This is a genomic window from Roseateles amylovorans (genome assembly GCF_025398155.2).
Lineage (GTDB): Bacteria > Pseudomonadota > Gammaproteobacteria > Burkholderiales > Burkholderiaceae_C > Roseateles > Roseateles amylovorans.
In genome coordinates, this window is sequence record NZ_CP104562.2 from 3,706,009 (window position 1) to 3,732,028 (window position 26,020).

General features: G+C 66.2%; 20 protein-coding genes. 6 read left to right on the forward strand and 14 right to left on the reverse strand.

The window, feature by feature from the left end:
• Positions 1–11: 11 nt before the first annotated feature.
• Both N4261_RS15315 and N4261_RS15320 read right to left on the reverse strand, forming a co-directional pair.
• Positions 12–3,719: a UvrD-helicase domain-containing protein gene (locus N4261_RS15315; RefSeq protein WP_261756160.1), complete on the reverse strand. Its 3,708-nt coding sequence runs from the start codon at positions 3,717–3,719 to the stop codon at positions 12–14.
• Positions 3,716–6,370: a PD-(D/E)XK nuclease family protein gene (locus tag N4261_RS15320; protein WP_261756161.1), complete on the reverse strand. Its 2,655-nt coding sequence runs from the start codon at positions 6,368–6,370 to the stop codon at positions 3,716–3,718. The genes N4261_RS15315 and N4261_RS15320 overlap by 4 nt, the downstream gene beginning before the upstream one ends.
• Positions 6,371–6,597: 227 nt before the next feature.
• Between N4261_RS15320 and trxA the strand changes: the two genes are divergently transcribed.
• From trxA to N4261_RS15340, 4 genes are all read left to right on the forward strand, one after another.
• Entirely contained in the window at positions 6,598–6,927 is a 330-nt protein-coding gene (trxA, locus tag N4261_RS15325; RefSeq protein ID WP_261756162.1) for a thioredoxin TrxA, read from the forward strand.
• Between the two features lie 393 nt (positions 6,928–7,320).
• On the forward strand, positions 7,321–8,583 hold the full coding sequence (gene rho, locus N4261_RS15330; protein WP_261756163.1) for a transcription termination factor Rho: 1,263 nt from the start codon (positions 7,321–7,323) through the stop codon (positions 8,581–8,583).
• Between the two features lie 215 nt (positions 8,584–8,798).
• Positions 8,799–9,065 carry a type B 50S ribosomal protein L31 gene (locus N4261_RS15335; RefSeq protein ID WP_261756164.1) on the forward strand — a complete coding sequence of 89 codons (267 nt, stop codon included), beginning with the start codon at positions 8,799–8,801 and terminating at the stop codon, positions 9,063–9,065.
• Between the two features lie 302 nt (positions 9,066–9,367).
• Positions 9,368–11,017, forward strand: a complete 1,650-nt coding sequence (locus N4261_RS15340; RefSeq protein ID WP_261756165.1) for a hypothetical protein — start codon at positions 9,368–9,370, stop codon at positions 11,015–11,017.
• A 94-nt stretch (positions 11,018–11,111) separates the two neighbouring features.
• On the opposite strand, the gene phoR is transcribed toward N4261_RS15340, so the two are convergent.
• The 7 genes from phoR to pstS all read right to left on the reverse strand — a co-directional run bounded on the left by phoR (position 11,112) and on the right by pstS (position 18,031).
• A complete protein-coding gene (phoR, locus tag N4261_RS15345) occupies positions 11,112–12,491 on the reverse strand; it encodes a phosphate regulon sensor histidine kinase PhoR (protein ID WP_261756166.1) in 1,380 nt (459 codons plus the stop codon).
• A 10-nt stretch (positions 12,492–12,501) separates the two neighbouring features.
• Entirely contained in the window at positions 12,502–13,203 is a 702-nt protein-coding gene (phoB, locus tag N4261_RS15350) for a phosphate regulon transcriptional regulator PhoB (RefSeq protein WP_261756167.1), read from the reverse strand.
• 48 nt (positions 13,204–13,251) lie between these two features.
• Positions 13,252–13,959 (reverse strand): phosphate signaling complex protein PhoU, encoded by a 708-nt coding sequence (gene phoU, locus N4261_RS15355; protein ID WP_261756168.1) that lies wholly within the window; start codon positions 13,957–13,959, stop codon positions 13,252–13,254.
• A gap of 119 nt (positions 13,960–14,078) precedes the next feature.
• Positions 14,079–14,864, reverse strand: coding sequence for a phosphate ABC transporter ATP-binding protein PstB (pstB, locus tag N4261_RS15360; RefSeq protein ID WP_261756169.1), 786 nt, complete (start codon positions 14,862–14,864; stop codon positions 14,079–14,081).
• A gap of 64 nt (positions 14,865–14,928) precedes the next feature.
• Complete coding sequence (gene pstA, locus N4261_RS15365) at positions 14,929–15,789, reverse strand: phosphate ABC transporter permease PstA (RefSeq protein WP_261756170.1); 861 nt, start codon at positions 15,787–15,789, stop codon at positions 14,929–14,931.
• Complete coding sequence (gene pstC, locus N4261_RS15370) at positions 15,786–16,853, reverse strand: phosphate ABC transporter permease subunit PstC (protein ID WP_435531930.1); 1,068 nt, start codon at positions 16,851–16,853, stop codon at positions 15,786–15,788. Before pstC ends, pstA begins: the two co-directional genes overlap by 4 nt.
• A 143-nt stretch (positions 16,854–16,996) precedes the next feature.
• The gene (pstS, locus tag N4261_RS15375; protein WP_435531931.1) at positions 16,997–18,031 is read right to left on the reverse strand and encodes a phosphate ABC transporter substrate-binding protein PstS; all 1,035 of its coding nucleotides are present in this window, start codon (positions 18,029–18,031) and stop codon (positions 16,997–16,999) included.
• A 252-nt stretch (positions 18,032–18,283) separates the two neighbouring features.
• Between pstS and N4261_RS15380 the strand changes: the two genes are divergently transcribed.
• Complete coding sequence (locus N4261_RS15380; protein WP_261756172.1) at positions 18,284–18,796, forward strand: fasciclin domain-containing protein; 513 nt, start codon at positions 18,284–18,286, stop codon at positions 18,794–18,796.
• A 100-nt stretch (positions 18,797–18,896) separates the two neighbouring features.
• On the opposite strand, the gene glmM is transcribed toward N4261_RS15380, so the two are convergent.
• From glmM to N4261_RS15400, 4 genes are all read right to left on the reverse strand, one after another.
• Positions 18,897–20,231, reverse strand: a complete 1,335-nt coding sequence (gene glmM, locus N4261_RS15385; RefSeq protein ID WP_261756173.1) for a phosphoglucosamine mutase — start codon at positions 20,229–20,231, stop codon at positions 18,897–18,899.
• 65 nt (positions 20,232–20,296) lie between these two features.
• Positions 20,297–21,154, reverse strand: a complete 858-nt coding sequence (gene folP / locus N4261_RS15390; protein WP_261756174.1) for a dihydropteroate synthase — start codon at positions 21,152–21,154, stop codon at positions 20,297–20,299.
• 373 nt (positions 21,155–21,527) lie between these two features.
• Positions 21,528–23,432, reverse strand: a complete 1,905-nt coding sequence (gene ftsH, locus N4261_RS15395) for an ATP-dependent zinc metalloprotease FtsH (RefSeq protein ID WP_290428823.1) — start codon at positions 23,430–23,432, stop codon at positions 21,528–21,530.
• 558 nt (positions 23,433–23,990) lie between these two features.
• Positions 23,991–24,665 carry an RlmE family RNA methyltransferase gene (locus tag N4261_RS15400; RefSeq protein WP_261760721.1) on the reverse strand — a complete coding sequence of 225 codons (675 nt, stop codon included), beginning with the start codon at positions 24,663–24,665 and terminating at the stop codon, positions 23,991–23,993.
• An 18-nt stretch (positions 24,666–24,683) separates the two neighbouring features.
• On the opposite strand from N4261_RS15400, the gene yhbY reads away from it, so the two are divergent.
• Positions 24,684–25,157: a ribosome assembly RNA-binding protein YhbY gene (gene yhbY, locus N4261_RS15405; RefSeq protein WP_261756175.1), complete on the forward strand. Its 474-nt coding sequence runs from the start codon at positions 24,684–24,686 to the stop codon at positions 25,155–25,157.
• A gap of 226 nt (positions 25,158–25,383) precedes the next feature.
• Here the strand turns inward: yhbY and N4261_RS15410 are convergent, their stop codons facing one another.
• The gene (locus N4261_RS15410; protein ID WP_261756176.1) at positions 25,384–25,827 is read right to left on the reverse strand and encodes a DUF4149 domain-containing protein; all 444 of its coding nucleotides are present in this window, start codon (positions 25,825–25,827) and stop codon (positions 25,384–25,386) included.
• Positions 25,828–26,020 lie beyond the last annotated feature (193 nt).

Sequence of the window (26,020 nt, forward strand, 5' to 3'; positions counted from 1 at the left end):
AGACCGCGATTCTAGCCTGAAATTTGCGGCTCCAAACCAAATTCGGAAATGACGCGTTCCGTGCAGTCGATCAACCGCCCCTGACCGGTGATGAAAGCGCAGCGCACGGGCTCATCCGGTTGCAGCGCCCGCACGGCCTCACGGTAGCGCCACAGCTGCGCCAAATACTCCGGATTGTTCTGCGGCGCCGGATGCAGCTTGTAGTCCAGCACCCACCAGGTCGGCACAGCATCCGCCCCGTCGCGTCGGCAAACCAGTCGATCCAGCCGCATGTCCAGGTCACGCCAACTCAGCGGCACTTCATTGCCCTGCCAGAGCAGTTGGTCTGCATCGAAGAACGGCGCGCACGCGTCGCTGCCCAGGATCGCCTGGACGCTGCGTTGCAGCCGCTCGTCGCGGCGTGCATCCAGGCCGTACATCTGCGCCGCGGCCGCCATCAGGCGCTCCAGCGGATGCGCCCGCCCCTGCGGCCCGCTGTGCCATTCGAGCACCCGGTGCAGCGCCTCGCCCAGCGCCGCGCTGTCGTCGACCGCCTCCGGCCCTTGCCCTAGCCCCGCCGCATCGGAGGCGGCGCCCACCTGCTCGGACGGCTCCGGCGTCACCCGCGGTGGCGCCTGCGGCAGTTGCCTGAGCAGCGCGGTCTCGCCCTCAGAGGCACTGCCACCTTCCTCCAACGGAGGCACCACCACGGGCGTGGCCAGCGGCTGAACCCGCGTCCACCAGGTTGCGGTGCTGCTGACGCGCTTGGCGGGGGTGCGGCTCAACAGCAGTTGGCTGCGGGCGCGGGTCATCGCCACATACAGCGCATTCAGCTCTTCGCGCTGACGCTGTTCCTTTTCGTCATCCAACAGGGCCTGCAGCGACGGCGGCGGTCGGGTCTCGGAAACGATGAAGGCCACCGTGCGAGGCACCGGCTCATGCACCGGCCACGCAATCGCCAGGGCCATGTGCTCGGCGCGGGCCGGTCCGGCTTCCGCATCCATCATGATCACGACGCGAGCCTCCAGCCCCTTGGCGCCGTGCACCGTCAGCAGTTGCACCGCATCGGGCTCGGCAGGTGCGCCCAGCTTCAGGGCCCGCCCCTTGAGCGACCGCACAAACCCATAGAGCCCGGAATAGCGACCGCCATCGAGCTCCAGCGCCAACGCCAACAAGGCCTCGACCGCGTGCAGCCTCGCACGCCGCTCACTGGTGGGCACCGCCGCCGCGATGCGCGCCATCAAGTCGCCTTCGTGCACGATCGCGTCGAGCAGATCGTGCGGGCTGCGCTGAATGGCCAGCGTGTTCCAGCGCTGCAACAAGGTCCGGGCACGGCACAGCGCAGGACTGAGCGCCTCGGCCTCGGACTGCATCAGCGCGTCCCACCAACTCCGGCTGTCATCCGCCGAGGCCGGCGCTGCCGCAGGTGTTTCCATCGCCGGTACCGGCGGCGGATCGAACAGATCCAGCGTCATCGGCTCGCTCGGACGCTCACCGACGGCCTGCGCTTCGATCATGGCAACTTCGGCGTCCGCGAAGTCGCGTCCGTCGACGCCCTCCAACCGCGCTTCTGAAAGGCCGACATCCAGCTCCGCGTCGGGGTCGCTGGCGGGTCGATCGTCTTCATCGGCCGCAGCGTCGTCCGCATCCTTGAGCCAGCGCACGGCGTTTGATGCAGCGGCCAGTGTCAGCAGGTCCGCTTCCGACGCGCCGAACAGCGGGCTGCGCAACGCATGCGCCAGCGACAGGTTGTGTCCGTTGGAGGCGAGCACATCCAGCAAGGCCAGCAGATCTCGCACATCCGGCGCCTCCAGCAGCGGCATGTCCTCCGGCGCCGCATGGGCAATGCCCTGCGCCTTGAGCACTTGCGCCAGCACCCGCAGGCCGTCCCGCTTGCGCGCGAGCACGAAGATGTCGCCCGGCAGCACCTGTCCGCCCGACAGCAGTTGCGAAATGGCCGCCGCAATGCGGCAGGCTTCCGCCTCTCGCCGATGCAGCTCGGGCTCGCGCCGCGCCTGCGTCAGGCTGGGCCGCCAGACGCCCTCCTCGCGGGACGATCCGGCGATCGCCTCTTCAGGGCCGTCATCGGCGATGTGGAAGACGCCGTCCAGCGGATGGCCATCGCCGGATTCCGTCGTGTGCGCCCGGAAGCCGCTGTATTGCTGCGCCAGCGTGGCCGACTCAAACACCGCATTGACCGCCGCCAGCACCTGCGGCGAATTGCGCCGGGTGTGGTCGCAGGCCAGCAGCACGCCGTCCAGGCCTTCGCGAACGAAATCCCGCGCCGCGGCAAACACGCGGGGCTCGGCACGCCGGAATCGGTAAATGCTCTGCTTGGGATCGCCGACGATGAACACCGACGGCGGCCGCTGCCCACTGGCGCCGCCACCGGCCCCGACGTAACTGGACAGCCACGCATAGAGCGCGTGCCATTGCAGCGGACTGGTGTCCTGGAATTCATCGATCAGCAAATGCCGGACCTGGCTGTCGAGCTTTTCCTGCACCCAGCCCGACAGCGCCGCATCGCCGAGCAGCGCCAGCGCGCCGCGCTCCAGGTCGTTCATGTCGACCAGGCCGCGCTCCCGCTTGAGCGCATCGAACTGGTCCAACAGTTGCAGGGCCAGGCCGCACATCTGTCGATGCCAGGCACGCGCCTGACCCTGGTCGATGGCCAGTTGCAGCCGTTGCAGCCGATCGACCACCGCCATCAAGGCCGGGTCGTCGCCCAGGTTCTTTCGTGGGGTGCCTTCCGCGGTGAAGATCGCTTGCCGAATCGCGGCCAGCGCCTCGTCATCGCCCAGTTGCAGCGCCATTTCGATCGCGGTGGCCGCCTTGCGCGGCGTCGCGTTCTTGGCGGTGCCCCAGGCGATCGCAAGCTGCTGAAGCGCCGGGCGCAGCGGCGCGAAGGCCTGCATCGGATCGTCAAAGGCGGCCAGTTCGGGCACCACGTCCTCGGGGCCGGGCATGCTGTCCAGCAATCGGCCGTGCTGATGGGCCAGACGGATCTCGACCCGCTTGTCAAAGGCCGCCGCCAGCCATCCCAACAGCTTGTTGCGGCCATGGGCCAGGCTGAGCTGCTGATAGTCCGCCAGCGAGGCTTCATCCTCCAGGACTGCGGCATGAAAGCGCTGCCAGAGCTCCGGCATGAGGTCGCTTTCATCCTCGATCAGCTGAAGTTCGGGGGACAGTCCTTGCGCCTGCAGCAGCTCCAGCGGCGCGGCCCGCAGCAACTGCGAAAACCAGGCATGGAAGGTGCGAATCTCCACCGCCCGCGCACCCTGCAGCAGCCGCTGCTGAAGCGCGCGCAGATCGGCGGCCAAGGCTTGGGCCTGCGCCTCCGACAGGCCCCGCTGACGCAAGGCCACCACGCGACCCGCGTGATCGCAATGCGCAAATTCATGCAGCCATTCGTTGAGCCGCTGCCGCATCTCACCGGCGGCCTTGCGGGTGAAGGTGATGGCGACGATGTCTTGCGGCGGCGTGCCTTCCAGCAAGGCACGCAGGATGCGCGACACCAGCATCCAGGTCTTGCCTGCGCCGGCGCAGGCTTCCACCACCACGCTGCGGGCCGGGTCGCAGGCCAGCGCATAGAAGCGCTCCCGGGCCACCGGTGAACCGTTGAGGGTGTAGGCGGCCTGCAGGGGCGCGGCGGCCGAAGCGCTGACGGCGGCGGGCGCGTCTGGTGCTTCCGATGCGTCCGATAGGTCCGATACGTCCGGCGCTTTTCCTGCGGGGTTCATGGCGCCGCTCCTTCCCAATCGTCGCGACGGCACAGCCCACGCATTTCACAGTAGTCACAGGCCACGCCTTCGCCCAGGGCGGGCAGAGGATCGCCGCGGCGGATCGCCATCAGGTCCTCACCCAGGCCGTCGAGCATCACGCTGGCCGTCGTTTCGACGTCCTCATGCTCGATCGCCACCGGCCCCTTGGCATCGTCCAGCGCGAGGTATTCGGCGCGCACGGGCCGGCCATCCTCCGCGCCCATCAGGACCGCGTAGACGGCCAGCTGGGTGTCCTCGAGCGGATCGGCCACCTTGTCTTTCAGGCTTTTGACGCTGCCGGTCTTGTAGTCCAGCAACCATCGGCCTTGCGGGCTGTCGTCGACCCGGTCCAGCCGCCCTCGGAGCGCGAGGCCCGCCAGCGCGGGCTCGACCGGCGCCCAGGGATGTACCACGCGGTCCAGTTCACCCGCAGCGAACTGCTGACCCTTCGACTCCTGCTCGGCCAGCCACAGCAGGTAGGTCGGCGCAAAGCGGGCAAAGCTCGCGGAGAACGGCAGGAATTCGGCGGCCGACAGGCCCAGTGCCTGCATCTGCGCCTCCCCGGCGCGGGCCAACCGGGCGGGGTCGTCCAGCTCGGGGTCGATGCCCTCCAATCGCTCCCGATGGAACTGGTGCAGGACCTCATGCAGCCAGGTGCCGTAGTCGCGCTTGTCGGCCTGCACCTCCAGCTCGGACGATTCACGCAAGCCCAGCAGCACACGGGCGAAGAACTGATACGGGCACTGACGCAGCGATTCGACCGCGCTGGCACTGAGCGCCCGCGGCAGCCGCCCCTGCGCCTGTGCCTGGGCACGGGTGTGGGTCTGCACCGGCACGGCGACCTCGATGCGGGGATCGTGCCAGAGCGGCAAGCGGCCGTGACCGCCGTTCTGCAGAGCCAGATCCAGTCGTTCCAGCAGCGGACTGGCGGCCAGCGGCTCGCTGCCGTGATGACCGCAACGCAACAGGGTCAGCGCCGGGGCCCGCAGCAGCTGGGCAAACTGCCAGGCGATGGCGCTGCGTTTGTCCTCGACCGTGGGCAGCCCGAGCTGCCGGGCCAGGCTGTCTCCGATCAGCACGGGACCGGGCGGGACCGGGCCGAGCGTCGCGGCATCCGCGCCCGGCAGCACCACCGCGCCGAAGGGCCGCAGCATGGCGCGCGCCAGCGGGGTGATCATCACCTGCAGCTCACCCTGCAGCGGCGGTACGTACTGCGCCGCCTCCAGTGTGGCCGACACCCAGGCCACGAACTCCGACGCACTCAATTGCGAATCCCGCCAGACCGCCTCGTGCGCCGAGCCCGGCCACGGCGAGCGACGCAGCCAGAGCGCATCCAGCAGTTGCGGGCCGCCGGCGGGCTGACGATCGAGTTGTTCATCGGCGCCGAGCTGATCCAGCACTTCGGCCAACGCCTTGAGCCAGTCCTCCAGACTGCGGGCGGTGCCGGCCTGCAAGGGCTGCAAGGCCTCGCGGGACGAGGTCCACAACCGTGCGCTGCCCGGCGTGAGGCGCTCCGGATGGACGGCCTGCGGCGACGACCATCCGCGATTCCTGCATCGGCTCTCCAAGGCCGACAAGGCCCCGCCGCCCGCGCGCTCGCGCAGCGAGGCTGCCAGCGGCGTCTTCAGCCAGGCCAGCCATTCATCGACGGTCGCCTCGCGCCGCGTGGCCCGCAGCATTGCCATCAATTGCGCCGCGGGCGCGGTGGTGGCGAGCGTCCAGCCGGTTTCGTCGGCGATGCCCACGGCCTGGCGCTCCAGCAATGCACGCACCCGGCGGATCAACACCCGGTCCTGCGCAATCAGCGCCACCGGCGCCCGGCCGGCGCGCAGATGGTCCAGCACCGACGCGGCGCTGCATTGCGCCAGGTCTTCGAAGTCATCGCAGACCGTCTGCTCCAGCCGGGCCTGCGGCGGCGCATCGGCAAACACCGCGTCCAGCGACAGGTCGGCATTCAGGCGCAGACAGGGCACGCCGGCGGCGGCCGCCTCGCACAGCAAGGCATCCGCCAGCGCATCCGGACCGCCAGACTGCAGGTGCAGCCAGGCGCTGGGGCGCAATTGGAACAAGGCATCGGTGGCCGGCTCGCGGGGATCGGCCGCCGCCCATTCGATGGCCACCATCAGCAAGGCGCGCTCCAGATGACCGGCGCCGCTCTGGGCTGCCACCGTCTGGCGGGCCAGCGCCCAGAACTCAAGCCGTGCCTGCGGCGACCGAAGCTGAGCAGCGCGGGCCAAGGCATGAGCGGCTTCGACCAGACGCTGCAGGGCCGCCTCGAACGCACGCGGATCTTCCTGCCGCAGCGCCTGCGCCCAACTTTGCTCGCGCAGCAACGCCCAGGCGGCCAGCGCATCGATTGCGGCATCAAAACTCAATTGCTGCGCCTGCGGCAGCGGGCTGGGGCCGAGGGCGGAGGCCAGACTGTGGGTGGTCTCGATCCGGGGTTGCCAGCGTGACAGCTTCATCCAGGCGCGCCGGGCAGGCGCCAGATGTTGCGCAAAGGGCAGCAGCAGCACCGCATCCCGGGGGGAAAGTTCCTGGGATTCCAGCCAGGCGGCGGCCCGCTGCGCCAGCCGGTCCCAGAAGGCCGCGCTCTCGGGGGCGGCATCCAGCGGGAAATCAGGCGTCATGGGCGGTTCGGCACGGTGCGGCGGGTGGGATCACAAAAAGGCGCGGGCACAGCCCCCTTGACTTCCATCGGGGCACCCGCAACTGCGGCGAGTGCCTACTCGACATGAGGGCTCTGGGCTTGTGTAAGAATCATTGTGCCTTGATCCCTGACGCCTTCGCGCGGCGGGATTGTCGAGCGGGCCGCACCCAGCCGACCCAGCAGGGACTTCAAGCAAGGACCCCATACATGAGCAGCGAACAGATCAAACACATCTCCGACGCGTCCTTCGAGGCCGATGTCATCCAAGCCGACAAGCCCGTTCTGGTCGACTACTGGGCCGAATGGTGCGGGCCCTGCAAGATGATTGCCCCCATCCTGGACGAAGTGGCCAAGGACTACGGCGACCGCCTGCAGATCGCCAAGCTCAACGTGGACGACAACCGCGAAGTGCCCGCCAAGTTCGGCATCCGCGGCATTCCGACGCTGATGCTCTTCAAGGGCGGACAGCTCGCCGCCACCAAGGTGGGCGCCTTGTCCAAAGCCCAGTTGACGTCCTTCCTGGACGCCCACCTATAATCTCTCCAATTCGTCGGGGCCGAGCGGCCTCGACGAACTTTTGCCAACACGCCCTCCTGGGCCGGCTCAAGACCGCAAAGCGCCTCGCGCAATTCGGCGGACAGCCCCTCAGGTGAGCGCGTGGACTCGGCGCCCAAGCTCCCGCATTACTTTTTTTGCCGCTGGTCGCGGCACGCAGTGCCCCAAAGGACTGCTCAAGCGACCCGCAAGGTTTCATTCCTTGCCGCCGCGTGACGCGAAGTCGGAGCAATCCTTCTCTCTCGCATGCGACCGGACGGCCCGTCCCCCTGAACCGATGGGGACGCGACAAGCGATGCGCGACGCCTGGGGTTCGCCGTTGTTTGTGTCCCTGGCCTTGGCAGGCTCTGGACGACAGACCACCGGGTTCAACCCATGCATCTTTCTGAACTGAAGGCGCTTCACGTCTCCGCCCTGATCAACATGGGCGAAGAACTGGAGATCGACAACGTCGCACGCTTGCGCAAGCAGGAGCTGATGTTTGCGATCATGAAAAAGCGCGCCAAGGCCGGCGAACAAGTGTTCGGCGACGGCGTGCTGGAAGTCCTGCCTGACGGCTTCGGCTTCCTGCGCTCCCCCGAAGCCAGCTACATGGCTTCGACGGACGACATCTACCTCTCCCCCAGCCAGATCCGCCGCTTCAACCTGCACACCGGTGACATGGTCGAAGGCGAAGTGCGCGTGCCCAAGGACGGCGAACGCTATTTCGCGCTGGTCAAGGTGGACCGCGTGAACGGCCTGACGCCGGAGGAATCCAAGCACAAGATCATGTTCGAGAACCTGACCCCGCTGTTCCCCAAGGAACAGTTCAGGCTCGAGCGCGACATCCGCGGTGACGACAACATCACCAGCCGGATCATCGATCTGATCGCCCCGCTGGGCAAAGGCCAGCGCGCCCTGCTCGTGGCCCCGCCCAAGAGCGGCAAGACGGTCATGATGCAGCATCTGGCCCACTCGATCGCGGCCAACTATCCCGACGCCCACCTGATGGTGCTGCTGGTGGATGAGCGCCCCGAAGAAGTGACCGAGATGCAGCGCACCGTGCGCGGCGAGGTCATCAGCTCCACCTTCGACGAACCGGCTGCGCGCCATGTGCAGGTGGCCGAAATGGTGATCGAGCGCGCCAAGCGCCTGGTCGAGCTGAAGAAGGACGTGATCATCCTGCTGGACTCGATCACCCGCCTGGCCCGTGCCTACAACAACGTGCTGCCCAGCTCCGGCAAGGTGCTGACCGGCGGTGTGGACGCCAACGCCCTGCAGCGCCCCAAGCGCTTCTTCGGCGCCGCGCGCAACATCGAGGAAGGCGGCTCGCTGACCATCATCGGCACCGCCCTGGTGGACACCGGCTCCAAGATGGACGAGGTGATCTACGAAGAGTTCAAGGGCACCGGCAACTGCGAAATCCATCTGGACCGTCGCATGGCCGAGAAGCGGGTCTACCCGTCGATCCTGCTGAACAAGTCGGGCACCCGCCGCGAAGAGCTGCTGCTCAAGCCGGAAATCCTGCAAAAGAGCTGGATCCTGCGCAAGCTGCTTTACCCGATGGACGAGATCGAGGCGATGGAGTTCATCCTCGACAAGATGAAGTCCTCGAAGAACAACATCGACTTCTTCGACATGATGCGTCGCGGCGGCTGAGACCCGTCTCAGGCGCACGGCACCGGTACCCGGGCAGAAGACGCCCGCCGATGCCAACGCAGGACTTCACGAAGCCGCCCCTCGGGGCGGCTTCTTCATTTGGTGCGGGCATTGGGGGTGGCGAGGCTTTTCAGCTATACTCCGCGTTTTTCCGCTGTCGATAAGTGCACTGCACGGTGTGGTGTGGCTGGCGGCATTGCAGCGAGGCTCCCAAAATGGCTAAAGAAGGCATTCACCCCAACTACCGTGACGTCGCTTTTGTCGACCTGTCCAACGGTTTCCAATTCGTGACCCGCTCGACGGTTCAGACCCGTGACACCATCAAGCTGGACGATGGTCGCGAGCTGCCGCTGGTGAAGCTGGAAACTTCCAGCGAATCGCACCCGTTCTACACCGGCACCCAGAAGAGCATCGACAGCCTGGGCGGTCGCGTCGAGAAGTTCCGCAACAAGTTCTCGCGCCTGGTCCCCAACAAGAAGTAATCGGGCACCGCCGACAGGCGGCGCGGCAAATACTCAGGCGGCACCCACGGAGTTCCCTCCGCTGCCGACCCGATCACAAGCTCCGCGCCCCTCGAACGCCATCCGACAAAGGCAGCCTCTCCGGCTGCCTTTTTTCTTGTCCGCAGCGCCCCCACGCACGGGCCACAGCAGCCAGCTTGGCCCACCTGGCCTGCGTCGGCACAGCGACCCCAGCCGCAGCGACGGCGCTGCTTTACATCGGCAGCCCCAAGCTGCGGCATGATGCGCTCCGGCATCCCACAACGACAACGAGACAGACGCGAATGAATCTGCCCACCCCGGCCGTCGTGGCCGAGCGAAGCGCCCATCCGATCCCGCGCTGGGCTTTGCTGCTCCTGTGCGCCGCCTATGTGCTGCCCGGTCTGTTCGGCCGCGACCCCTGGCGCAATGCGGACCTCACCGCCTTCGGCTACATGGCGAGCATCGCGCAGGGCCATGCGCCCTGGCTGCAGCCCGCCATCGCCGGGTTGCCTGCGGAAGGCGGCCTGCTGCCCTATTGGATCGGCGGCCTGTTCATCAAGCTGCTCCCATTCCTCGAGCCGTCGCTGGCGGCCCGGATTCCCTTCGGCCTGATGCTGGCCGCCGTCCTGGCGCTGGTCTGGTACAGCTGCCTGCATCTGGCCCGCACCGAAGCCGCGCAGCCGGTGGCTTTTGCCTTCGGTGGCGAGGCCCACGCGGTTGATTACGCCCGCGCCATGGCCGACGGCAGTCTGCTGGCCCTGATCGCCAGCCTGGGCCTGCTGCGCCTGGGGCACGAGACCACGCCCGAAATCCTGCAGCTGCTGGGCATCACCCTGTTCGTCTACGGCTTGGCAGCCGTGCCGTTCCGGCGATGGAAGTCCCGACTGGCGCTGCTGCTCTCGCTCACCGTGCTGGCCACCAGCGGAGCACCCGCGGTGGCGCTGGCGCTGGCCGTGGGCGCGTTGTGGCTCACCCACCGGTCCGTCTACGACGAAGCCCGCCAACTGCTGCCGTGGCTGCTCGGGGCGATGGTGCTGGCCACGCTGGCGGCCTGGCCGATGCATGGCTGGGCCTGGCGCATTCACGCCAATGGCCGCAGCCCGCTGGAATGGCTGCGTCTGGTCGGATGGTTCTGCTGGCCCGCCTGGCCGCTGGCGCTGTGGTCGATGTGGCGCTGGCGCGCACATCTGCAACGTCGCCATCTGTCGGTGCCGGCGCTGGCGGCGGCGGTGCCGTTGCTGTGCAGCCTGCTGATGAATGCGGACGAGCGCGCCCTGCTGCTCGCCCTGCCCCCGCTTGCGGTGCTGGCCAGCTTCGCATTGCCAACCTTCCAACGCAGCGCCAGCGCGCTGCTGGATTGGTTCTCGGTCTTCTTCTTCAGCGCGGGTGCGATCTTCCTCTGGCTCTACTACAGCGCGCTGCAGCTCGGCTGGCCGGCGAAGTTCCTGGCCAACGTGCGCCGGCTGGCGCAGGGCTATGAGCCTGATTTTGGGTGGCTGACCTTCGTGCTGGCCACCTTGGGCACCCTGGCCTGGATCTGGCTGGTGCGCTGGCGCACAACCCGCCATCGGCATGCGATCTGGAAGAGTCTGGCGCTGCCGGCCGGCGGGGTGGCCCTGGCCTGGCTGCTGGCCATGACGCTGGGCCTGCATCCGCTCAATTACGCCCGCAGCAACAAACCGCTGGTGGAGCGCATCGGCGCCCGTCTGCCCGCGGAGGTGGATTGCATCGCCGCGCCGGGTTTGCCTCTGCATGTGCTGGCTGCGCTGGAGTTCCAAGGCGGCTGGACGGTTCAGGCGACCCAACCGCTGGATCGCAGCGCCTGCAGCTTCGGCCTGATCAGCCAGGGCGACGCTGCGGCGGCCCCACCGGCGGGCTGGCAGGCCGTCGCGGTGGTGCGCCGCCCGACCGAGCGCACCGGCAGCTATGTGGTGCTGCACCGGCTACGATGAGACGTTGCCAATGACAAACGGCCGCTCCCTCGAGCGGCCGTTTGCTTTGGTGCTTGCCGATCAGGCGGCAGTCATCGCGATGAAACCGAGTCCCTCAACGATCCTCGCCACCGGCCAAGGCCGCCGGCGCAGACTCTTCACCCATGGCGGGCGCATCAGCCAGTCGCACCCGGGCGGCCGGGAACAGCAGGCGGAACTTCGAGCCCTTGCCCGGTTCGCTTTCGATGCGCAGCTCGCCGCCGTGACGCTGCACCACATGCTTGACGATGGACAGCCCCAGGCCGGTACCGCCGGTGTCGCGCGCACGGCTGCCGTCCACGCGGTAGAAGCGCTCGGTCAGGCGCGGCAGATGCTCGCGTGCAATGCCGGGACCGTTGTCGATCACCGCGATCTCCGCCCCGTGGTCCGGCAGCCAGCGCCACTGCAATTCCACACGACCGCCTTCCGGCGTGTAGCGCACCGCATTGCTCATGAGGTTGGCGATGGCGCTGAGCAGTTCGGTCTCCACGCCCGCCAGCTCCGCATGGGTCTGACGCTCGCAGGCCAGTTCGTGACGACCCGCCGACAGCGCCTGCGCATCGGCCGCAATGCGCATCAGCAGCGGATCCACCGCCACCCAATGGTCGGCGGAGGGCCTTGGACTGCCCTCCAACTGCGCCAGCGTCAGCAAGTCCCCCACCAGCGACTGCATGCGGGCGGTCTGCTGCTGCATCAGGAACAGCACCCGCTTGCGCTCGACCTCGGTGAGGTTGAGGCTGGCCATGGTCTCGATGAAGCCCGAAAGCACCGTCAGCGGCGTGCGGATCTCATGGGACACGTTCGCCACGAAATCCCGCCGCATCGATTCCGAGCGCTCCCGATCGGTCACGTCCAGCGAGAGCACCAGCTTGCGGCACTCCCCCCCCACGCCGTAGTCGCGCACCAGAACCTGCAGGTGCGCCCGTCCGCGCGCGTTGTGCAGGGCCAGCGGCTGGCCGAACTGATGCGACTGGAGATAGGAGACAAAGGCCGGGAACCGAACCAGGTTGGTGATGCGCTGCAGCTTGTCGCGTTGCGGATCGAGCTGGAAATGATCCGCCGCCACGCTGTTGCACCACTGGATGTGATCGTTCTCATCCAGCAGGATCACGCCGTTTGGCGAGGCCTCGATCGCCAGCAGGAATTGCTCCAGTTGCTGACGCTCACGCTCATAGCGCCGCTCGCGATCGCGCAGGCCGCGCTCCATGCGGTAGGAGAGCTCGCCCCACAGACCGCCGAGCCGAGGCGCATCCTCGGTCTGGTCGCCCCGCAACCAGACCACCAGCCGGTGCGCCCGCACCGAATCCCACAAGGCCATCAGACCGACGGCCACCCCTGCCCCCAGCGCGGCAGCCACCGGGGCCGCCAACATCCAGTGACCAAGGAACCAACCGATCCACCCCCCGATGCCAGCGGTCATCACCAGCATCAGCACCCGCGACAACACCCAGGTCATGAGCTCGGTCTCAGGCGGACAGGGCGCTGCTGTGTTGGGTCAATCGATAGCCGGCGCCACGCACCGTTTCAATCATGCGTTGGCAGCTGACCTTCTCCAGGGCTTCGCGCAGGCGCTTGACGTGAACATCCACCGTCCGCTCCTCGATGAAGACATGGTCGCCCCAGACGCGGTCCAGCAGCTGCGAGCGGCTGTGCACCCGTTCCGGATGGGTCATGAAGAAGTGCAGCAGGCGGAACTCGGTCGGACCGAGCTTGACCTCCACCCCCTCGCGGCTGACGCGACGGGTGCCCGGATCCAGCACCAGGCCGCCCACGTCCACCGCCGAATCCAGCGCCTCCGGCGCCTTGCGGCGGAGCACCGCACGGATGCGGGCCAGCAGCTCGTTGGTGGAGAACGGCTTGGTCAGGTAGTCGTCCGCGCCGGCGTCGAGGCCGGAGACCTTGTCGGCCTCTTCGGCGCGGGCGGTCAACATGATGATCGGCAGCTCGCGGGTGCGGGTCGCACCGCGCCATTGACGGGCCAGGCCCAGTCCGGATTGACCGGGCAGCATCCAGTCCAGCACCACCAGGTCCGGCAGCACGCGATCGACTTCCAGTTGCGCCTGTTCCGCATTCGCGGCCAGGGTCACCTCGAAACCAGCGTGACGCAGGTTGATCGAGATCAGTTCAGCGATCGCGGATTCGTCCTCGACGACCAGGATACGGCTCATGCGTGAGTCTCCTCTTTGCGTTCTCAGCGTTCAGCGTGCGCGATGGGCTCAGCGAACCATGTGCTCGACGGCATCCGGCGTGTTGTGACGCACGTCGGTGCCCTTCACCACATAGATGATCACTTCCGCCAGGTTCTTGGCGTGGTCGCCGACCCGCTCGATCGCCTTGGCCACGAACACCAGGTCGATGCTGGACGAAATGGTGCGCGGGTCTTCCATCATGTAGGTGATGAGCTTGCGCATCAGGCCGTCGAATTCCTTGTCGATCTGGTCGTCGGCCTTGAGCACTTCCAGGGCGCGGTCCACATCCAGACGGGCGAAGGCGTCCAGCGCCTTGCGCAGCTGCGCAGTGGCCAGCTCGGCCTCATACGACAGGTCCGACATCGGCAGACGCAGCCGGCTCGACACGCCGGTGTTGATCAGGCGCTGGACCGTGCGGGCGATGCGCGCGGCCTCATCACCGACGCGCTCCAGGTTCGCAATGGTCTTGGAAACCGCGATCAGCAGGCGCAGGTCACGTGCGGTCGGCTGGCGGCGGGCGATGATGGTGGACAGATCGCGATCGATCTCCACCTCCATCGCATTGACCAGCTCCTCCTGCTTGAGCACATGGCTGGCGATGTCGCCGCTGAAGGTGCTCAGCGCCTCCACCGCCTGCGCCACCTGGGATTCCACCAGGCCGCCCATCTCCAGGACGCGGGTGGAAATGCCGCTCAGTTCGGCATCGAACTGGGTGGAGAGATGTTTGTCTGTCATGTCAGGTTCTCCGTATGTCGTCGGGGTGCTGCCGCCATCCCTGCGCCGGTGCGGCGCCTGGGGCGCCTCGGGTCTGGTCCGGCATCGGACGGGCGGCGGCGCCCGTCCCGGTCAGGCGTTCAGCCGAACCGTCCGGTGATGTAGTCCTCGGTGTCCTTGCGCTTAGGCTTCATGAACAGCTCGGCGGTCGGTCCGAATTCAATCAGATCGCCCAGATACATGTAAGCGGTGTAGTCCGAGCAACGGGCCGCCTGCTGCATGTTGTGGGTGACGATGGCCACGGTGTAGTCGTGCTTGAGCTCATGGATCAGCTCTTCGATCTTGCCGGTGGAGATCGGGTCCAGCGCCGAGCAGGGTTCGTCCAGTAGCAGGACTTCCGGCTTGATCGCAATGCCGCGCGCAATGCACAGACGCTGCTGCTGGCCGCCGGAGAGGCCGGAGCCGCTCTGGTTGAGCTTGTCCTTGACCTCGTTCCACAGCGCGGCCTTCTTCAGGGCCCACTCCACCCGCTCATCCATCTCGGCGCGGGACAGGGTCTCGAACAGACGCACGCCGAAGGCGATGTTGTCGTAAATGGACATCGGGAACGGCGTCGGCTTCTGGAAGACCATGCCGACCTTGGCACGCACCAGCGACACATCTTCCTTGCTGGTGAGGATGTCCTCGCCGTCCAGCAGGATCTGGCCTTCGGCGCGTTGCTCGGGATAGAGCTCGAACATGCGGTTGAGCGTGCGCAGCAGCGTGGACTTGCCGCAGCCCGACGGGCCGATGAAGGCGGTGACCTTGTGCTCGGGGATGTCGAGGTTGATGCTCTTCAGCGCGTGGAAGCTGCCGTAATAGAAATTCAGGTTGCGCACCGAAAGCTTTGCGCGCTCGGTCACTGGCATATCGACTTTGGCGTCCATGGTCGGACCTCCTGGATGTCTTGATTCTGGTGGACGATGAGGCGTGGCGGGTGAGCCCACCGCCTCAATGCTTGTTCTTGAACAGCACGCGGGCCGCGATGTTGAGCACCAGCACCCCGATGGTGATGATGAACACACCCGCCCAGGCGAGCTTTTGCCAGTTGCCGTAGGGGCTCATGGCGAAGTCGAAGATCACCTTCGGCAGGTTGGCCATGGGACCGGAGAGGTCGGTGGACCAAAACCGGTTGTTGAAGGCGGTCAGCAGCAACGGCGCGGTTTCACCCGAGACACGGGCCAGTGCCAGCAGCACACCGGTCAGCACGCCGGCGCGGGCGGCCTTGAGCGTCACCGTCAGGATCAGCTTCCACTTGGGCGTGCCCAGTGCATAGGCGGCCTCGCGCAGGGCGTTGGGCACCAGGTTGAGCATGTTCTCGGTGGTGCGAATCACCACCGGGATGACGATCAGCGCCAGCGCGCAGATGCCGGCCCAGCCCGAGAAGCCGCGGAAGCGCAGCACGATCATGGTGTAGACAAACAGGCCGATCACGATCGACGGCGCGGACAGCAGGATGTCGTTGATGAAGCGCACGCTGTTGCCCAGCCAGGTCTTCTGGCCGTACTCCGCCAGGTAGACCCCGGCCATCACGCCGATGGGCGTGCCGATCAGCGTGGCCAGGCAGACCATCAGCGCGGAGCCGAAGATCGCGTTGGCCAGACCGCCCTCTTCCGAGTTCGGCGGCGGCGTCATCTGGCTGAAGGTGGCCCAGGTCAGGCCACCGATGCCTTGGGTGATGGTTTCGAACAGGATCCAGATCAGCCAGATCAGGCCCAGCGACATGGCGGCCATCGACAGTGTCAGCGCCACGATGTTGACGCGACGTCGCTTCTGGTACATCGCCCGACGGGCGGCGGTGGTCGCGCTCATGTGCGAGCTCCTTCGTTCTTCTTGAGCTTGTTCAACAGGACCTTGGAGAAGGCCAGCACCACGAAGGTGATGAAGAACAGCACCAGCGCCAGGTACAGCAGCGAGGCCTGGTGCAGACTGCCCGGGCCGGATTCGCCGAATTCATTGGCCAGCACCGACGTGATGGTGTTGGCCGCCTCGAACACCGACAGCGAGTTCAGCTGGTTCATGTTGCCGATCACGAAGGTGACCGCCATGGTCTCGCCCAGGGCACGGCCCAGTCCGAGCATGATGCCGCCGATCACACCGGTCTTGGTGTAGGGCAGCACCACCTTCCAGACCACCTCCCAGGTGGTGGAACCCAGTCCGTAGGCGGATTCCTTGAGCATCGCCGGCGTGACGGTGAACACATCGCGCATCACCGAGGCGATGAACGGAATGATCATGATGGCCAGGATGATGCCGGCCGACAGAATGCCCAGCCCCACCGGCGGGCCGGAGACCAGCGTGCCCAGGTAAGGCACGCCGCCCAGCAGCGACTGCAGCGGCTGCTGCACATAGGTGGCCAGCAGCGGGCCGAAGACAAACAGGCCCCACATGCCGTAGACGATCGACGGCACGGCAGCGAGCAGCTCGATCGCGATGCCCAGCGGGCGGCGCAGCCAGTTGGGCGCCAGCTCAGTCAGGAACAGGGCAATGCCGAAGCTCACGGGGACAGCGATCAGCAGCGCAATGAACGAGGTCACCAGCGTGCCGTAGATCATCACCAGGCCGCCGAACTTCTCCTGAACCGGATCCCAGTCGGTGCTGGTCAGGAAACCCAGGCCGAACTGCTTGATGGCCGGGGACGCGCCGATGACCAGCGACAGGATGATGCCGGCCAGCACGGCCAGGGTCAGCCAGGCGGCGCTGTGCGCCAGCACGGCGAACACGGTGTCGGCCCAGGGCGCGACGCGGCGGCGCTCGGGCGGCTTTCCCTGCTGGCGGGCGTGCTCGTCCGCACGCTGATGGTCAAGGGGATTGGCTGGAAGTATTGCGGCCACAGGGCCTCCGCTCTTGGTTGCTTCTGATTTTCTCGCGCGCATCAGGCGGCCGCCTCGATCGGTCCGCCGGGATCGATCCGCGGGGCGCCATCCGGCAAGGACTGCGCCGCAGCGGCCGATCCGTCTTGTGCGAAAGCCCGGTGTCCCTGGACCAGGATCACCGGGCTGTCGTCACTCGGTCAGGCTCACTTGTAGCTGATCGCCTTGCCCGAGCTGTCCTTGACGTTGTCCGCCCACTGCTTGCGGATCAGTTCCTTCACCGCGGCCGGCAGGGCCACGTAGTCCAGATCGTCGGCCATCTTGTCGCCTTGGGCAAAGGCCCAGTCGAAGAACTTCAGCGACGCGGCAGCCACGGCCGGCTTGTCCTGTTGCTTGTGCAGCAGGATGAACGTGGCACCGGTGATGGGCCAGCTGGCAGCACCCGGCTGCTCGGTCAGCACCTGGTAGAAGCTTTCGTTCCACTTGGCACCGGCGGCGGCGGCCTTGAAGGCGTCATCGCTGGGCGCGACGAAGGCGCCGGAGGCGTTCTTCATCTGCACATGGGTCATCTTGTTCTGCTTGGCGTAGGCGTATTCGACATAGCCAATCGAGTTCGGCAGACGGGTCACGTAGGACGACACGCCCTCGTTGCCCTTGCCGCCCGCGCCGGTGGGCCAGTTCACGGCCGTGCCTTCACCGACCTTGGACTTCCACTCGGCGTTCACCTTCGACAGGTAGTTGGTGAACAGGAAGCTGGTGCCCGAGCCGTCGGCGCGACGGACCACGGCGATGGTGGCATCCGGCAGCGACACGCCCGGGTTCAGGCCGGTGATCGCCACATCGTTCCACTTGGTGACCTTGCCCAGGTAGATGTCGCCCAGCACCTGGCCGGTCAGCTTGATCTGGCCGGGGGCCACGCCCTTGATGTTGACCACCGGCACCACGCCGCCGATGACCGTCGGGAACTGCACCAGGCCGTCCTTGGCCAGTTGGTCGTCCTTCAGGGGCGCGTCAGAGGCACCGAAATCGACCGTCTTGGCCTGGATCTGCTTCAGGCCGGCACCGGAACCGATGGACTGGTAGTTGATCCGAACGCCGGTGGCCTTGTTGTAGGCATCCGCCCACTTGGTGTAGATCGGCGCGGGGAACGAGGCGCCGGCACCGGTCACCTCTTGGGCGTGGGCCACGGAAAACAGGGTGGCGCAAGCGGCGAACAACAAGCCAGCACGGAATTGATTCATGGTCATTCAGTCCTATCGCGAGGGTTGGTAAGCGAACGGAACCAGATGCTATGACCCGAATGTGACACAACCATGACGTTGGTGACAGACCGTCGCCGGGGTGCGCGGCACCCGCCCTCAGAGGGGAATCGCCCGGAAGAGCCGGACTGGCGACGAGTTGTCATATTGGATTCACCCCGTTGTCATGTTCGGTCTCTACGCTCGCGGCCGTCGGGCGAGAGGCCCGTCAACGGAGCCTGAGGAGAACTGATGATGACTGCATCGAAGCTGACTGTGCGCACGACCCTGCGTGCGATGGGGGGACTGATGAGCGCTGCGGCGTTGGTGGCCCTGACGGCCTGCGCCACCGCGCCGGCCCCTGCCCCGCTGGCTGACAGCCTGAAGCGCGAGCCGGAACTGAGCACCTTCAACCGCCTGGTCGACCAGGCTGGCTTGCGCGAGCAACTGCGCGCCGCCGGCCCGATCACCGTTTTCGCCCCCAGCGATGAGGCCTTCAAGGCGGTGCCCGCCAAGCAAATGGAAGCCCTGGCGGCGGATCCGGCGCTGCTGAAGTCGGTCCTGACCTATCACGTCGTGGGCAGCAAGGTCGCCTCGGCCGATGCCAAGGCCGGCAGCCTGAAGTCAATGCAAGGCGCATCGCTGGCCGTCGCCCGTGCCGGCAGCTTCCTGACTGTGGAGGACGCGATGGTCCAGAAGGCCGACCTGGCTGCCACCAATGGCGTGGCCCATGTGATCGACCGCGTCCTGATGCCCCCGAAGAAGTAAGCGCCTCGACGCTGCCAGAACCAATGCAACTTCAGCCGAGGCTCACGCCTCGGCTTTTTTTCGTCTGCGCAGCCCCGAACCGATGGCCGGGCTCCGACGGTCAGCCGCGAATCGCCTCGGCCAGCCGCTCGGCGCAGCGCTGTGCGAGGTCCTTCTCGCTGGCTTCGACCATCACCCGCAGCAGCGGCTCGGTGCCGGATTTGCGGATCAGCACACGGCCGCGGTCGCCCAGCTCGGCGGTGACTTCCGCCTCGGTGCGCGCCAGGGCGGCATTGCTTTTCCAGTCCTGCTGGTCGGGCTGCAGTCGCACATTGATCAGCGTCTGCGGGAACAGCGACACACCGTCGAGCAGATCCACCAGGGGTCGACCGCTGCGGCTCACCGCCTCCAGCACCATCAGGCTGCTGACGATGCCGTCACCGGTGGTGTGCTTGTCCAGCGCCAGCAGATGGCCGGAGCCTTCGCCGCCCAGTTGCCAGCCGCGGGCAGCCAGCTCTTCGAGGACATAGCGGTCGCCGACCTTGGCGCGGACGAATTCCACATCCCGCTGGCGCAGGGCCAGTTCGACCGCCATGTTGGTCATCAGCGTGCCGACCGCACCGGGCACCCGCTCACCGCGGGCCAGCCGATCGGCCACCATGACATAAAGCAGCTCGTCGCCGTTGTAGAGGCGGCCGTCGGCATCGACCATCTGCAGCCGGTCGGCATCGCCGTCCAGGGCAATGCCGTAATGCGCGCCGTGGGTTCGCACGGCGTCGACCAGCGCCGCCGGTGCGGTGGCGCCGACCTTGTCGTTGATGTTGAAGCCATCCGGCTTGCAGCCGATGGAGATGACCTCCGCACCGAGCTCATGGAACACCGCCGGCGCGACCTGATAGGCCGCCCCGTTGGCAGCGTCCACCACCAGCTTCATGCCGCGCAGGCTGAGGTCCCCGCTGAAGCAGGCCTTGCAGAACTCGATGTAGCGGCCTTGCGCATCATCCAGCCGGCGGGCGCGGCCCAGGCTCGCGGAATCGACCCAGACGGGCGGCTCTTCGAGCACCGCTTCCACATCCAGCTCCCAGGCGTCCGGCAGCTTTTCGCCCTTGGACGAGAAGAACTTGATGCCGTTGTCGGCGAACGGATTGTGAGAGGCCGAAATCACCACGCCCAGGTGCTGGCGCAGTGCCCGCGTGAGGTAGGCGACGCCCGGCGTGGGCAACGGTCCGGTCAGCAGCACATTCACGCCGGCCGACGCGAAGCCGGCCTCGAGGGCGGACTCCAGCATATAGCCGGAGATGCGGGTGTCCTTGCCAATCAGGACGCTGGGTTTGGCATAGCTGCGTTTGAGGACGCGACCCACCGCATGACCCAGGCGAAGCATGAAATCGGGGGTGATGGGGGTTTGACCCACCGTGCCACGGATCCCATCGGTACCGAAATACTTCCGGCTCATAAGGTGCGACCTCCTGAATTCTCTGATTCACGGATTGTCGCCCATGCAGCGAACGGTTCCGCGGGCTAAGCGCCGGTGTTCAAGGGACCTCCGAAGGCCTGCCAGACCTTCAGCGCATCCACCGTGGCTGCCACATCATGCACCCGCACCACCCGCGCGCCCCGCGCCACCGACGCCAGCGCCGCCGACAGACTCGCCGGCAAGCGCTCATCGACCGCGCGTCCGGTCAAGGCACCGAGCGTCGATTTGCGCGACCAGCCCACCAGCAGCGGACAGCCCAGTGCCAGCAGCTCATGCTGACGCCGCTGCAGCTCGGTGTTCTGCTCGACCGTCTTCGCAAAGCCGTAACCCGGATCCAGCGTGATCCGCTGCCGAGCCACACCCAGCGACAGCATGCGATTCAGGCGCGCCTGAAGGAAGTCGCGCACCTCGTCCACCACATCGGTGTACTGGGTCTGCTGCTGCATGCTGGCGGGATCGCCACGCATGTGCATCAGGCAAAGACCGACCGATCCATGCGCGGCCACCAGCGCCTCCGCACCGGCGTCACGCAGGGCCTGCACGTCATTGATGATGTCCACGCCCAAATCGAGCGCCCGACGCATCACCTCGGCCTTGCAGGTGTCCACCGAGACCGGTATGCCCAGACTCAAGGCCGCGCGAACCACCGGCTCCAGCCGCTTCCATTCCTCCTCGGCCGTGACCTTGGGCGCTCCGGGACGGGTCGACTCACCGCCCAGATCGAGGATGTCCACCCCCTCGCCCAGCAAGCGCTCGCAGAAGTTGATCGCCCGGACCGCATCGTTGTGCTGCCCGCCGTCCGAGAACGAATCAGGGGTGACATTGACGATGCCCATGACCAACGGACGCTCGGCCAGGTCGAGGTCGAAGCGGGTGGTGGTCCAGATCTGCGAAGCACTCATGGATGGAAGGCGGAAGAACGGAAGAACGGAAGAACGGGTGGGCAGACGTCTGCAGTGGCGGCCGCCGGCAGCGACGCATCCCCAACGACCCGCACCCTACTCCTGATGACGCGTCGGCGAGTTCGAGATCGATAGAACTTGAGCCGATGGCCAGGAAACGGGAAACGGGAAACGGGAAACGGGAAACGACCGAGAGCATAGGTCGAAAATGAAGAAAGGCCGGTTCGCAGGAACCGGCCTTTCTCTTGAGGCGATCGACTAGGCAGAGGCGGTGGATGCGGCGTGCCGCAGTCTCGCCCGCCGTCAGGCCCCGATCCGTGCTGGCGGAACTGGTGCCCAAAGCACCCGCGCTGCCGGCCGTGTCATCAGCGGATCAGGCCGCTGCAGGCGCGCTGCCGGTGCTGACCGCAGGCGTGCCACCGCTGTCGGTCTTGTTGCTCGGCGGCGTCCAGTCCTTGGGAGGACGGGGCGGACGACCTTCCATGATGTCCTCGATCTGCTCCGCGTCGATGGTTTCCCATTCCAGGAGCGCCGTGGCCATGGCGTGCATCTTGTCCTTGTGGTCCTCGATCAGCTTGCGCGCGGTCGAGTACTGCTCGTCGATGATCTTGCGGATCTCCTGATCCACCTTGCGCATCGTCTCTTCGGACATGTTGGTCGTCTTGGTGACCGAACGGCCCAGGAAGACCTCGCCTTCGTTGTCCGCATAGACCATGGGGCCCAGCTCATCGGTCATGCCGTAACGGGTGACCATGTCGCGGGCGATGGCCGTGGCGCGCTCGAAGTCGTTGCTCGCGCCGGTGGTCATCTGGTTCATGAAGACTTCTTCAGCGATGCGTCCGCCGAACAGCACCGAGATGGTCGAGAGCATGCGCTCCTTGTCCATGCTGTAGCGGTCGCCTTCGGGCAGTTGCATCGTCACGCCCAGGGCGCGACCACGCGGGATCACCGTCACCTTGTGGACCGGATCGGTCTTGGGCAGCAGACGCGCCACCAGGGCGTGACCGGCCTCGTGATAGGCGGTGTTCTTGCGCTCTTCCTCTGGCATGACCATGGACTTGCGCTCGGGGCCCATCATGATCTTGTCCTTGGCCTTCTCGAAGTCCTGCATGTCCACCACGCGGCCGTTGCGGCGCGCAGCAAACAGGGCGGCTTCGTTGACCAGGTTGGCCAGATCGGCACCGGAGAAACCGGGCGTGCCACGGGCCAGGATGTCGGCACGGATGTCCTGACCGACCGGCACCTTGCGCATGTGGACGTTCAGGATCTGCTCGCGGCCGCGCACATCCGGCAGCGTCACATAGACCTGGCGGTCGAAGCGGCCCGGACGCAGCAGGGCGGGATCCAGGATGTCGGGACGGTTGGTCGCCGCCATGACGATCACGCCGAGGTTGGTGTCGAAGCCATCCATCTCGACCAGCATCTGGTTGAGGGTCTGCTCGCGCTCGTCGTTACCGCCGCCCAGGCCGGCACCACGGTGGCGACCGACGGCGTCGATTTCGTCGACGAAGATGATGCAGGGGGCGCTCTTCTTGGCCTGCTCGAACATGTCGCGCACGCGGGCCGCGCCCACGCCGACGAACATTTCAACAAAGTCAGAACCGGAGATGGTGAAGAACGGGACCTTGGCCTCACCGGCAATGGCCTTGGCCAGCAAGGTCTTGCCGGTTCCCGGGGGGCCGACCAGCAGCACACCACGCGGGATGCGCCCGCCCAGCTTCTGGAACTTCTGGGGGTCTTTCAGGAAGTCGACCAGCTCCTTGACCTCCTCCTTGGCTTCGTCGCAACCGGCGACGTCAGCGAAGGTTGTGGTGTTGTTGGCTTCGTCCAGCATGCGTGCCTTGGACTTGCCGAAGCTGAAGGCGCCGCCCTTGCCGCCGCCCTGCATCTGACGCATGAAGTACACCCACACGCCGATCAGCAGCAGCATCGGACCCCAACTGAGCAGGATGCTCATCAGGACCGAGGGCTCTTCCCGGGGCTTGACGTCGAACTTGACGCCGTTGTTGATCAGATCACCGACCAGGCCGCGATCCAGATAGGTCGCGGTGCTGCGCAGCTTGGTGCCGTCGTTCGTCAGGGCGACGATCTCGGTGCCGGTACCGCCTTCTTGCAGCGTGACTTGTTTGATCCGTTTCGCGCGGACTTCATCGAGGAAGTCGGAGTAGGCGATCGGATTCCCCTGCGTTGCGCTGCGATCAAACTGCTTGAAGACGGTGAACAGCACGAGGGCGATCACCATCCACACAGCCACCTTAGAGAACCACTGATTGTTCACCGCGACTCCTTTGTCATTCCGTCACCGCTGCGCCGCCTCACAACGGCGGCGCCGGTCATTCACGGCACATGGGGTTGATTCTATGGCAGTCAAGTGCCTGACCATGATTGGCAATCCCACGCGCGTCGATAGATATTGCCATGGCCGCGCCTGTCCGAGCCGCCAAAGCAAGAGCAACTTTCCTCATTGATCGCCGAATTACCCGATCAACAGGGGCTTTGCGGGTCATCCCGCACAGCCTGCCATCCCTTTGGCCACCCAGTTTCGACCCCACTCGCAGCGCACTTTCGCGCCGTCATCCCGCGGAGCCAGCGGACCAGCCGGCGGGTTTTTCAACTCAATCACTGTCCATTTCCAGCGTCATCCTCCTCCACCCGGGACGTTGAGGCCGGAAATTTCAGCAAATTTCTGATCGATGTCGGGCTCACGCCCTGGCTGCCAGCCTGAAAAGACTGGAAAACTTCAACCTTTGCCTCATCAGCAAGCCTTGCTGCCGCCCCTCCCCGCCGCCAATGCCCTGGACGGGGAGCGGGCACCTGCTGAGAGGTCAATCCCCGGTCAGCGCACCTTCAATCCCACGCCGACCAGGAAATTCTCAGACGACCGATCACGGGACGCCTTCGGTTTAGCCACTTTCACTTTGCGGAATTGATCGCGAAACGCCTGAACCAGTTCGTCATAGCCGGCACCGTGGAACACCTTGGCCACCAACGCGCCATCGGGTTTGAGGTGACGCGCCGAAAAATCCAGAGCCAACTCGATCAGATGGGCGATGCGAGCGGCGTCGGTGCTGCCGATGCCTGACAGGTTGGGGGCCATGTCCGACACCACAAGGTCCACCTGGGCCCCACCGAGGGCCGCTTCCAGTTGGGCCAGCACCTCGTCCTCGCGGAAATCGCCCTGGATGAATTCCACACCCTCGATCGGCTCGAACTCCAGCAGGTCGAGGGCGATGATGCGGCCGTTGAGGGCGCCTACCGCGGCGCCGCCGACGCCGGCCTCCTTCGGGGCGAAGCGCCGGCGGAGGTACTGGCTCCAGGCGCCGGGTGAGGCGCCCAGGTCCACCACCACCTGTCCGGGGCGGATCAGTTGGAATTCCTCGTCGATCTCCTTGAGCTTGAAGGCGGCACGGGAGCGATAGCCTTCTTTTTGGGCCAATTTGACGTAGGGATCGTTGACGTGCTGATTCAGCCACGCCTTGTTCACCTTTTTGCTTTTGGTATCGACTTTCATTGCACGGATAATAAGCAGATGCCTGCTATTCAATTGACCCCTGCCCAGCGCAAGGAAAAACGCTCTGACGCCCACCACCTGGATCCTGTGGTGATGATAGGCGCGGATGGACTGACCGCTGCGGTGACCAAGGAAGTGGACGCCGCCTTGAAGGCCCACGGACTGATCAAGGTCCGGGTGATGTCCGACGACCGAGACGGTCGCGAGCAGATCCTGGCCACCCTGACCGAGGAGCTCGATGCGGCGCCCATCCAGCACATCGGCAAATTGCTGGTGCTGTGGCGCCCGATGCCGGAGAAGGAAAAGGCCGTCAAGGAAGACACCCGCCCGGGACCGAAGGTCGTCAAGATCGTGAAGTTCTCCAAGAGTGGCAACAACCGCCCTCAGATCAAGAAGGTCCAGGTGCTGGGCAACCAGCGCGTGACCCAGGGCGGCGAAGTCAAGCGCGCCAAGAAGCCCCGGCAGACCAGCGTCAAAAAGGGCGCCCAGTAAGCTGTCCCTTTCGGGGCCGCATTCAGCCCCGCATTCGACATCGCTATCCAGCGCCCAACCCCGCCGAAGGAGCCTGATCCCCTCAGATCAGTACTCCTCGGCGCCAACAGCAAGACGGCCCACGGGCCGTCTTTTGCATTCAGCTTCGGATGCTGCGAATCGTAGTTCGGTGCCGACGCGGGTCAGGCGTCCAACCGATCCCGGCATCAGAACCGGCATGCGTTGATCATTGTGCGGCTGCGCCCCGAGGCAACACGCGCCAAGCCAATGCAAGGACGGCGAGCGCCCGCAGGCCGAAGCAAACGAGTGACACGGCGTGAAGTTGGAGGAAGGTCCAACTGCCCTGCCCATTCCGAGCGGCTTCCATCATGGGCTGCAGTCCGTAGTAGCCGAACACGGTGAGGCCGATGGCCAGCAGCGGCAGGATCAGGTCCCCGCTCATCACGGAGCCCTGCACGACGCCGTCGCGCTGCAGGCGGCGTGACATCATCGCCAGCACCAGGCCGGCGGCCAACGCCACGCGTGCATCCATCTCGAACAGCCGCGCCACATACTTGCCGGCCATCGCGCGCTCCAGCGTCGCGAACGCGTTGGGTGCTGCAAGCAGCGCCACCGCCATCAGCTCACCGGCCCACAGCGCGGCGAGCAACGCGCGGATTCGAATCAACATTTCTCAGCTCCTTCGGCGCAGCCGGTAGGGGATGGGTCGCCCCCGGTAGTGTCCGGACGCACCCCGTCAGAGCAGGCCTTCAGCCCAACCCAGCGGAGCCCACGGGACCGGCTCTGCCGGACCGTCAGGCTCGCCTCCATGAGGGGGCCGGGGCAGCCCCGGTAGCGGGCCCCCGGGTCATGGCCGCACGCGC

Bases quoted from the DNA above. Each gene is read 5' to 3' on its own strand.
- N4261_RS15400 (WP_261760721.1), bottom strand. From the start codon at position 24,665: ATGAAAGTCGATACCAAAAGCAAAAAGGTGAACAAGGCGTGGCTGAAT.
- N4261_RS15340 (WP_261756165.1), top strand. From the start codon at position 9,368: ATGAATCTGCCCACCCCGGCCGTCGTGGCCGAGCGAAGCGCCCATCCG.
- trxA (WP_261756162.1), top strand. From the start codon at position 6,598: ATGAGCAGCGAACAGATCAAACACATCTCCGACGCGTCCTTCGAGGCC.
- glmM (WP_261756173.1), bottom strand. From the start codon at position 20,231: ATGAGCCGGAAGTATTTCGGTACCGATGGGATCCGTGGCACGGTGGGT.
- yhbY (WP_261756175.1), top strand. From the start codon at position 24,684: ATGCCTGCTATTCAATTGACCCCTGCCCAGCGCAAGGAAAAACGCTCT.
- N4261_RS15410 (WP_261756176.1), bottom strand. From the start codon at position 25,827: ATGTTGATTCGAATCCGCGCGTTGCTCGCCGCGCTGTGGGCCGGTGAG.
- pstS (WP_435531931.1), bottom strand. From the start codon at position 18,031: ATGAATCAATTCCGTGCTGGCTTGTTGTTCGCCGCTTGCGCCACCCTG.
- phoB (WP_261756167.1), bottom strand. From the start codon at position 13,203: ATGAGCCGTATCCTGGTCGTCGAGGACGAATCCGCGATCGCTGAACTG.
- pstB (WP_261756169.1), bottom strand. From the start codon at position 14,864: ATGGACGCCAAAGTCGATATGCCAGTGACCGAGCGCGCAAAGCTTTCG.
- N4261_RS15315 (WP_261756160.1), bottom strand. From the start codon at position 3,719: ATGAACCCCGCAGGAAAAGCGCCGGACGTATCGGACCTATCGGACGCA.
- N4261_RS15320 (WP_261756161.1), bottom strand. From the start codon at position 6,370: ATGACGCCTGATTTCCCGCTGGATGCCGCCCCCGAGAGCGCGGCCTTC.
- N4261_RS15335 (WP_261756164.1), top strand. From the start codon at position 8,799: ATGGCTAAAGAAGGCATTCACCCCAACTACCGTGACGTCGCTTTTGTC.
- pstA (WP_261756170.1), bottom strand. From the start codon at position 15,789: ATGAGCGCGACCACCGCCGCCCGTCGGGCGATGTACCAGAAGCGACGT.
- pstC (WP_435531930.1), bottom strand. From the start codon at position 16,853: ATGCGCGCGAGAAAATCAGAAGCAACCAAGAGCGGAGGCCCTGTGGCC.
- folP (WP_261756174.1), bottom strand. From the start codon at position 21,154: ATGAGTGCTTCGCAGATCTGGACCACCACCCGCTTCGACCTCGACCTG.
- rho (WP_261756163.1), top strand. From the start codon at position 7,321: ATGCATCTTTCTGAACTGAAGGCGCTTCACGTCTCCGCCCTGATCAAC.
- N4261_RS15380 (WP_261756172.1), top strand. From the start codon at position 18,284: ATGACTGCATCGAAGCTGACTGTGCGCACGACCCTGCGTGCGATGGGG.
- phoU (WP_261756168.1), bottom strand. From the start codon at position 13,959: ATGACAGACAAACATCTCTCCACCCAGTTCGATGCCGAACTGAGCGGC.
- phoR (WP_261756166.1), bottom strand. From the start codon at position 12,491: ATGACCTGGGTGTTGTCGCGGGTGCTGATGCTGGTGATGACCGCTGGC.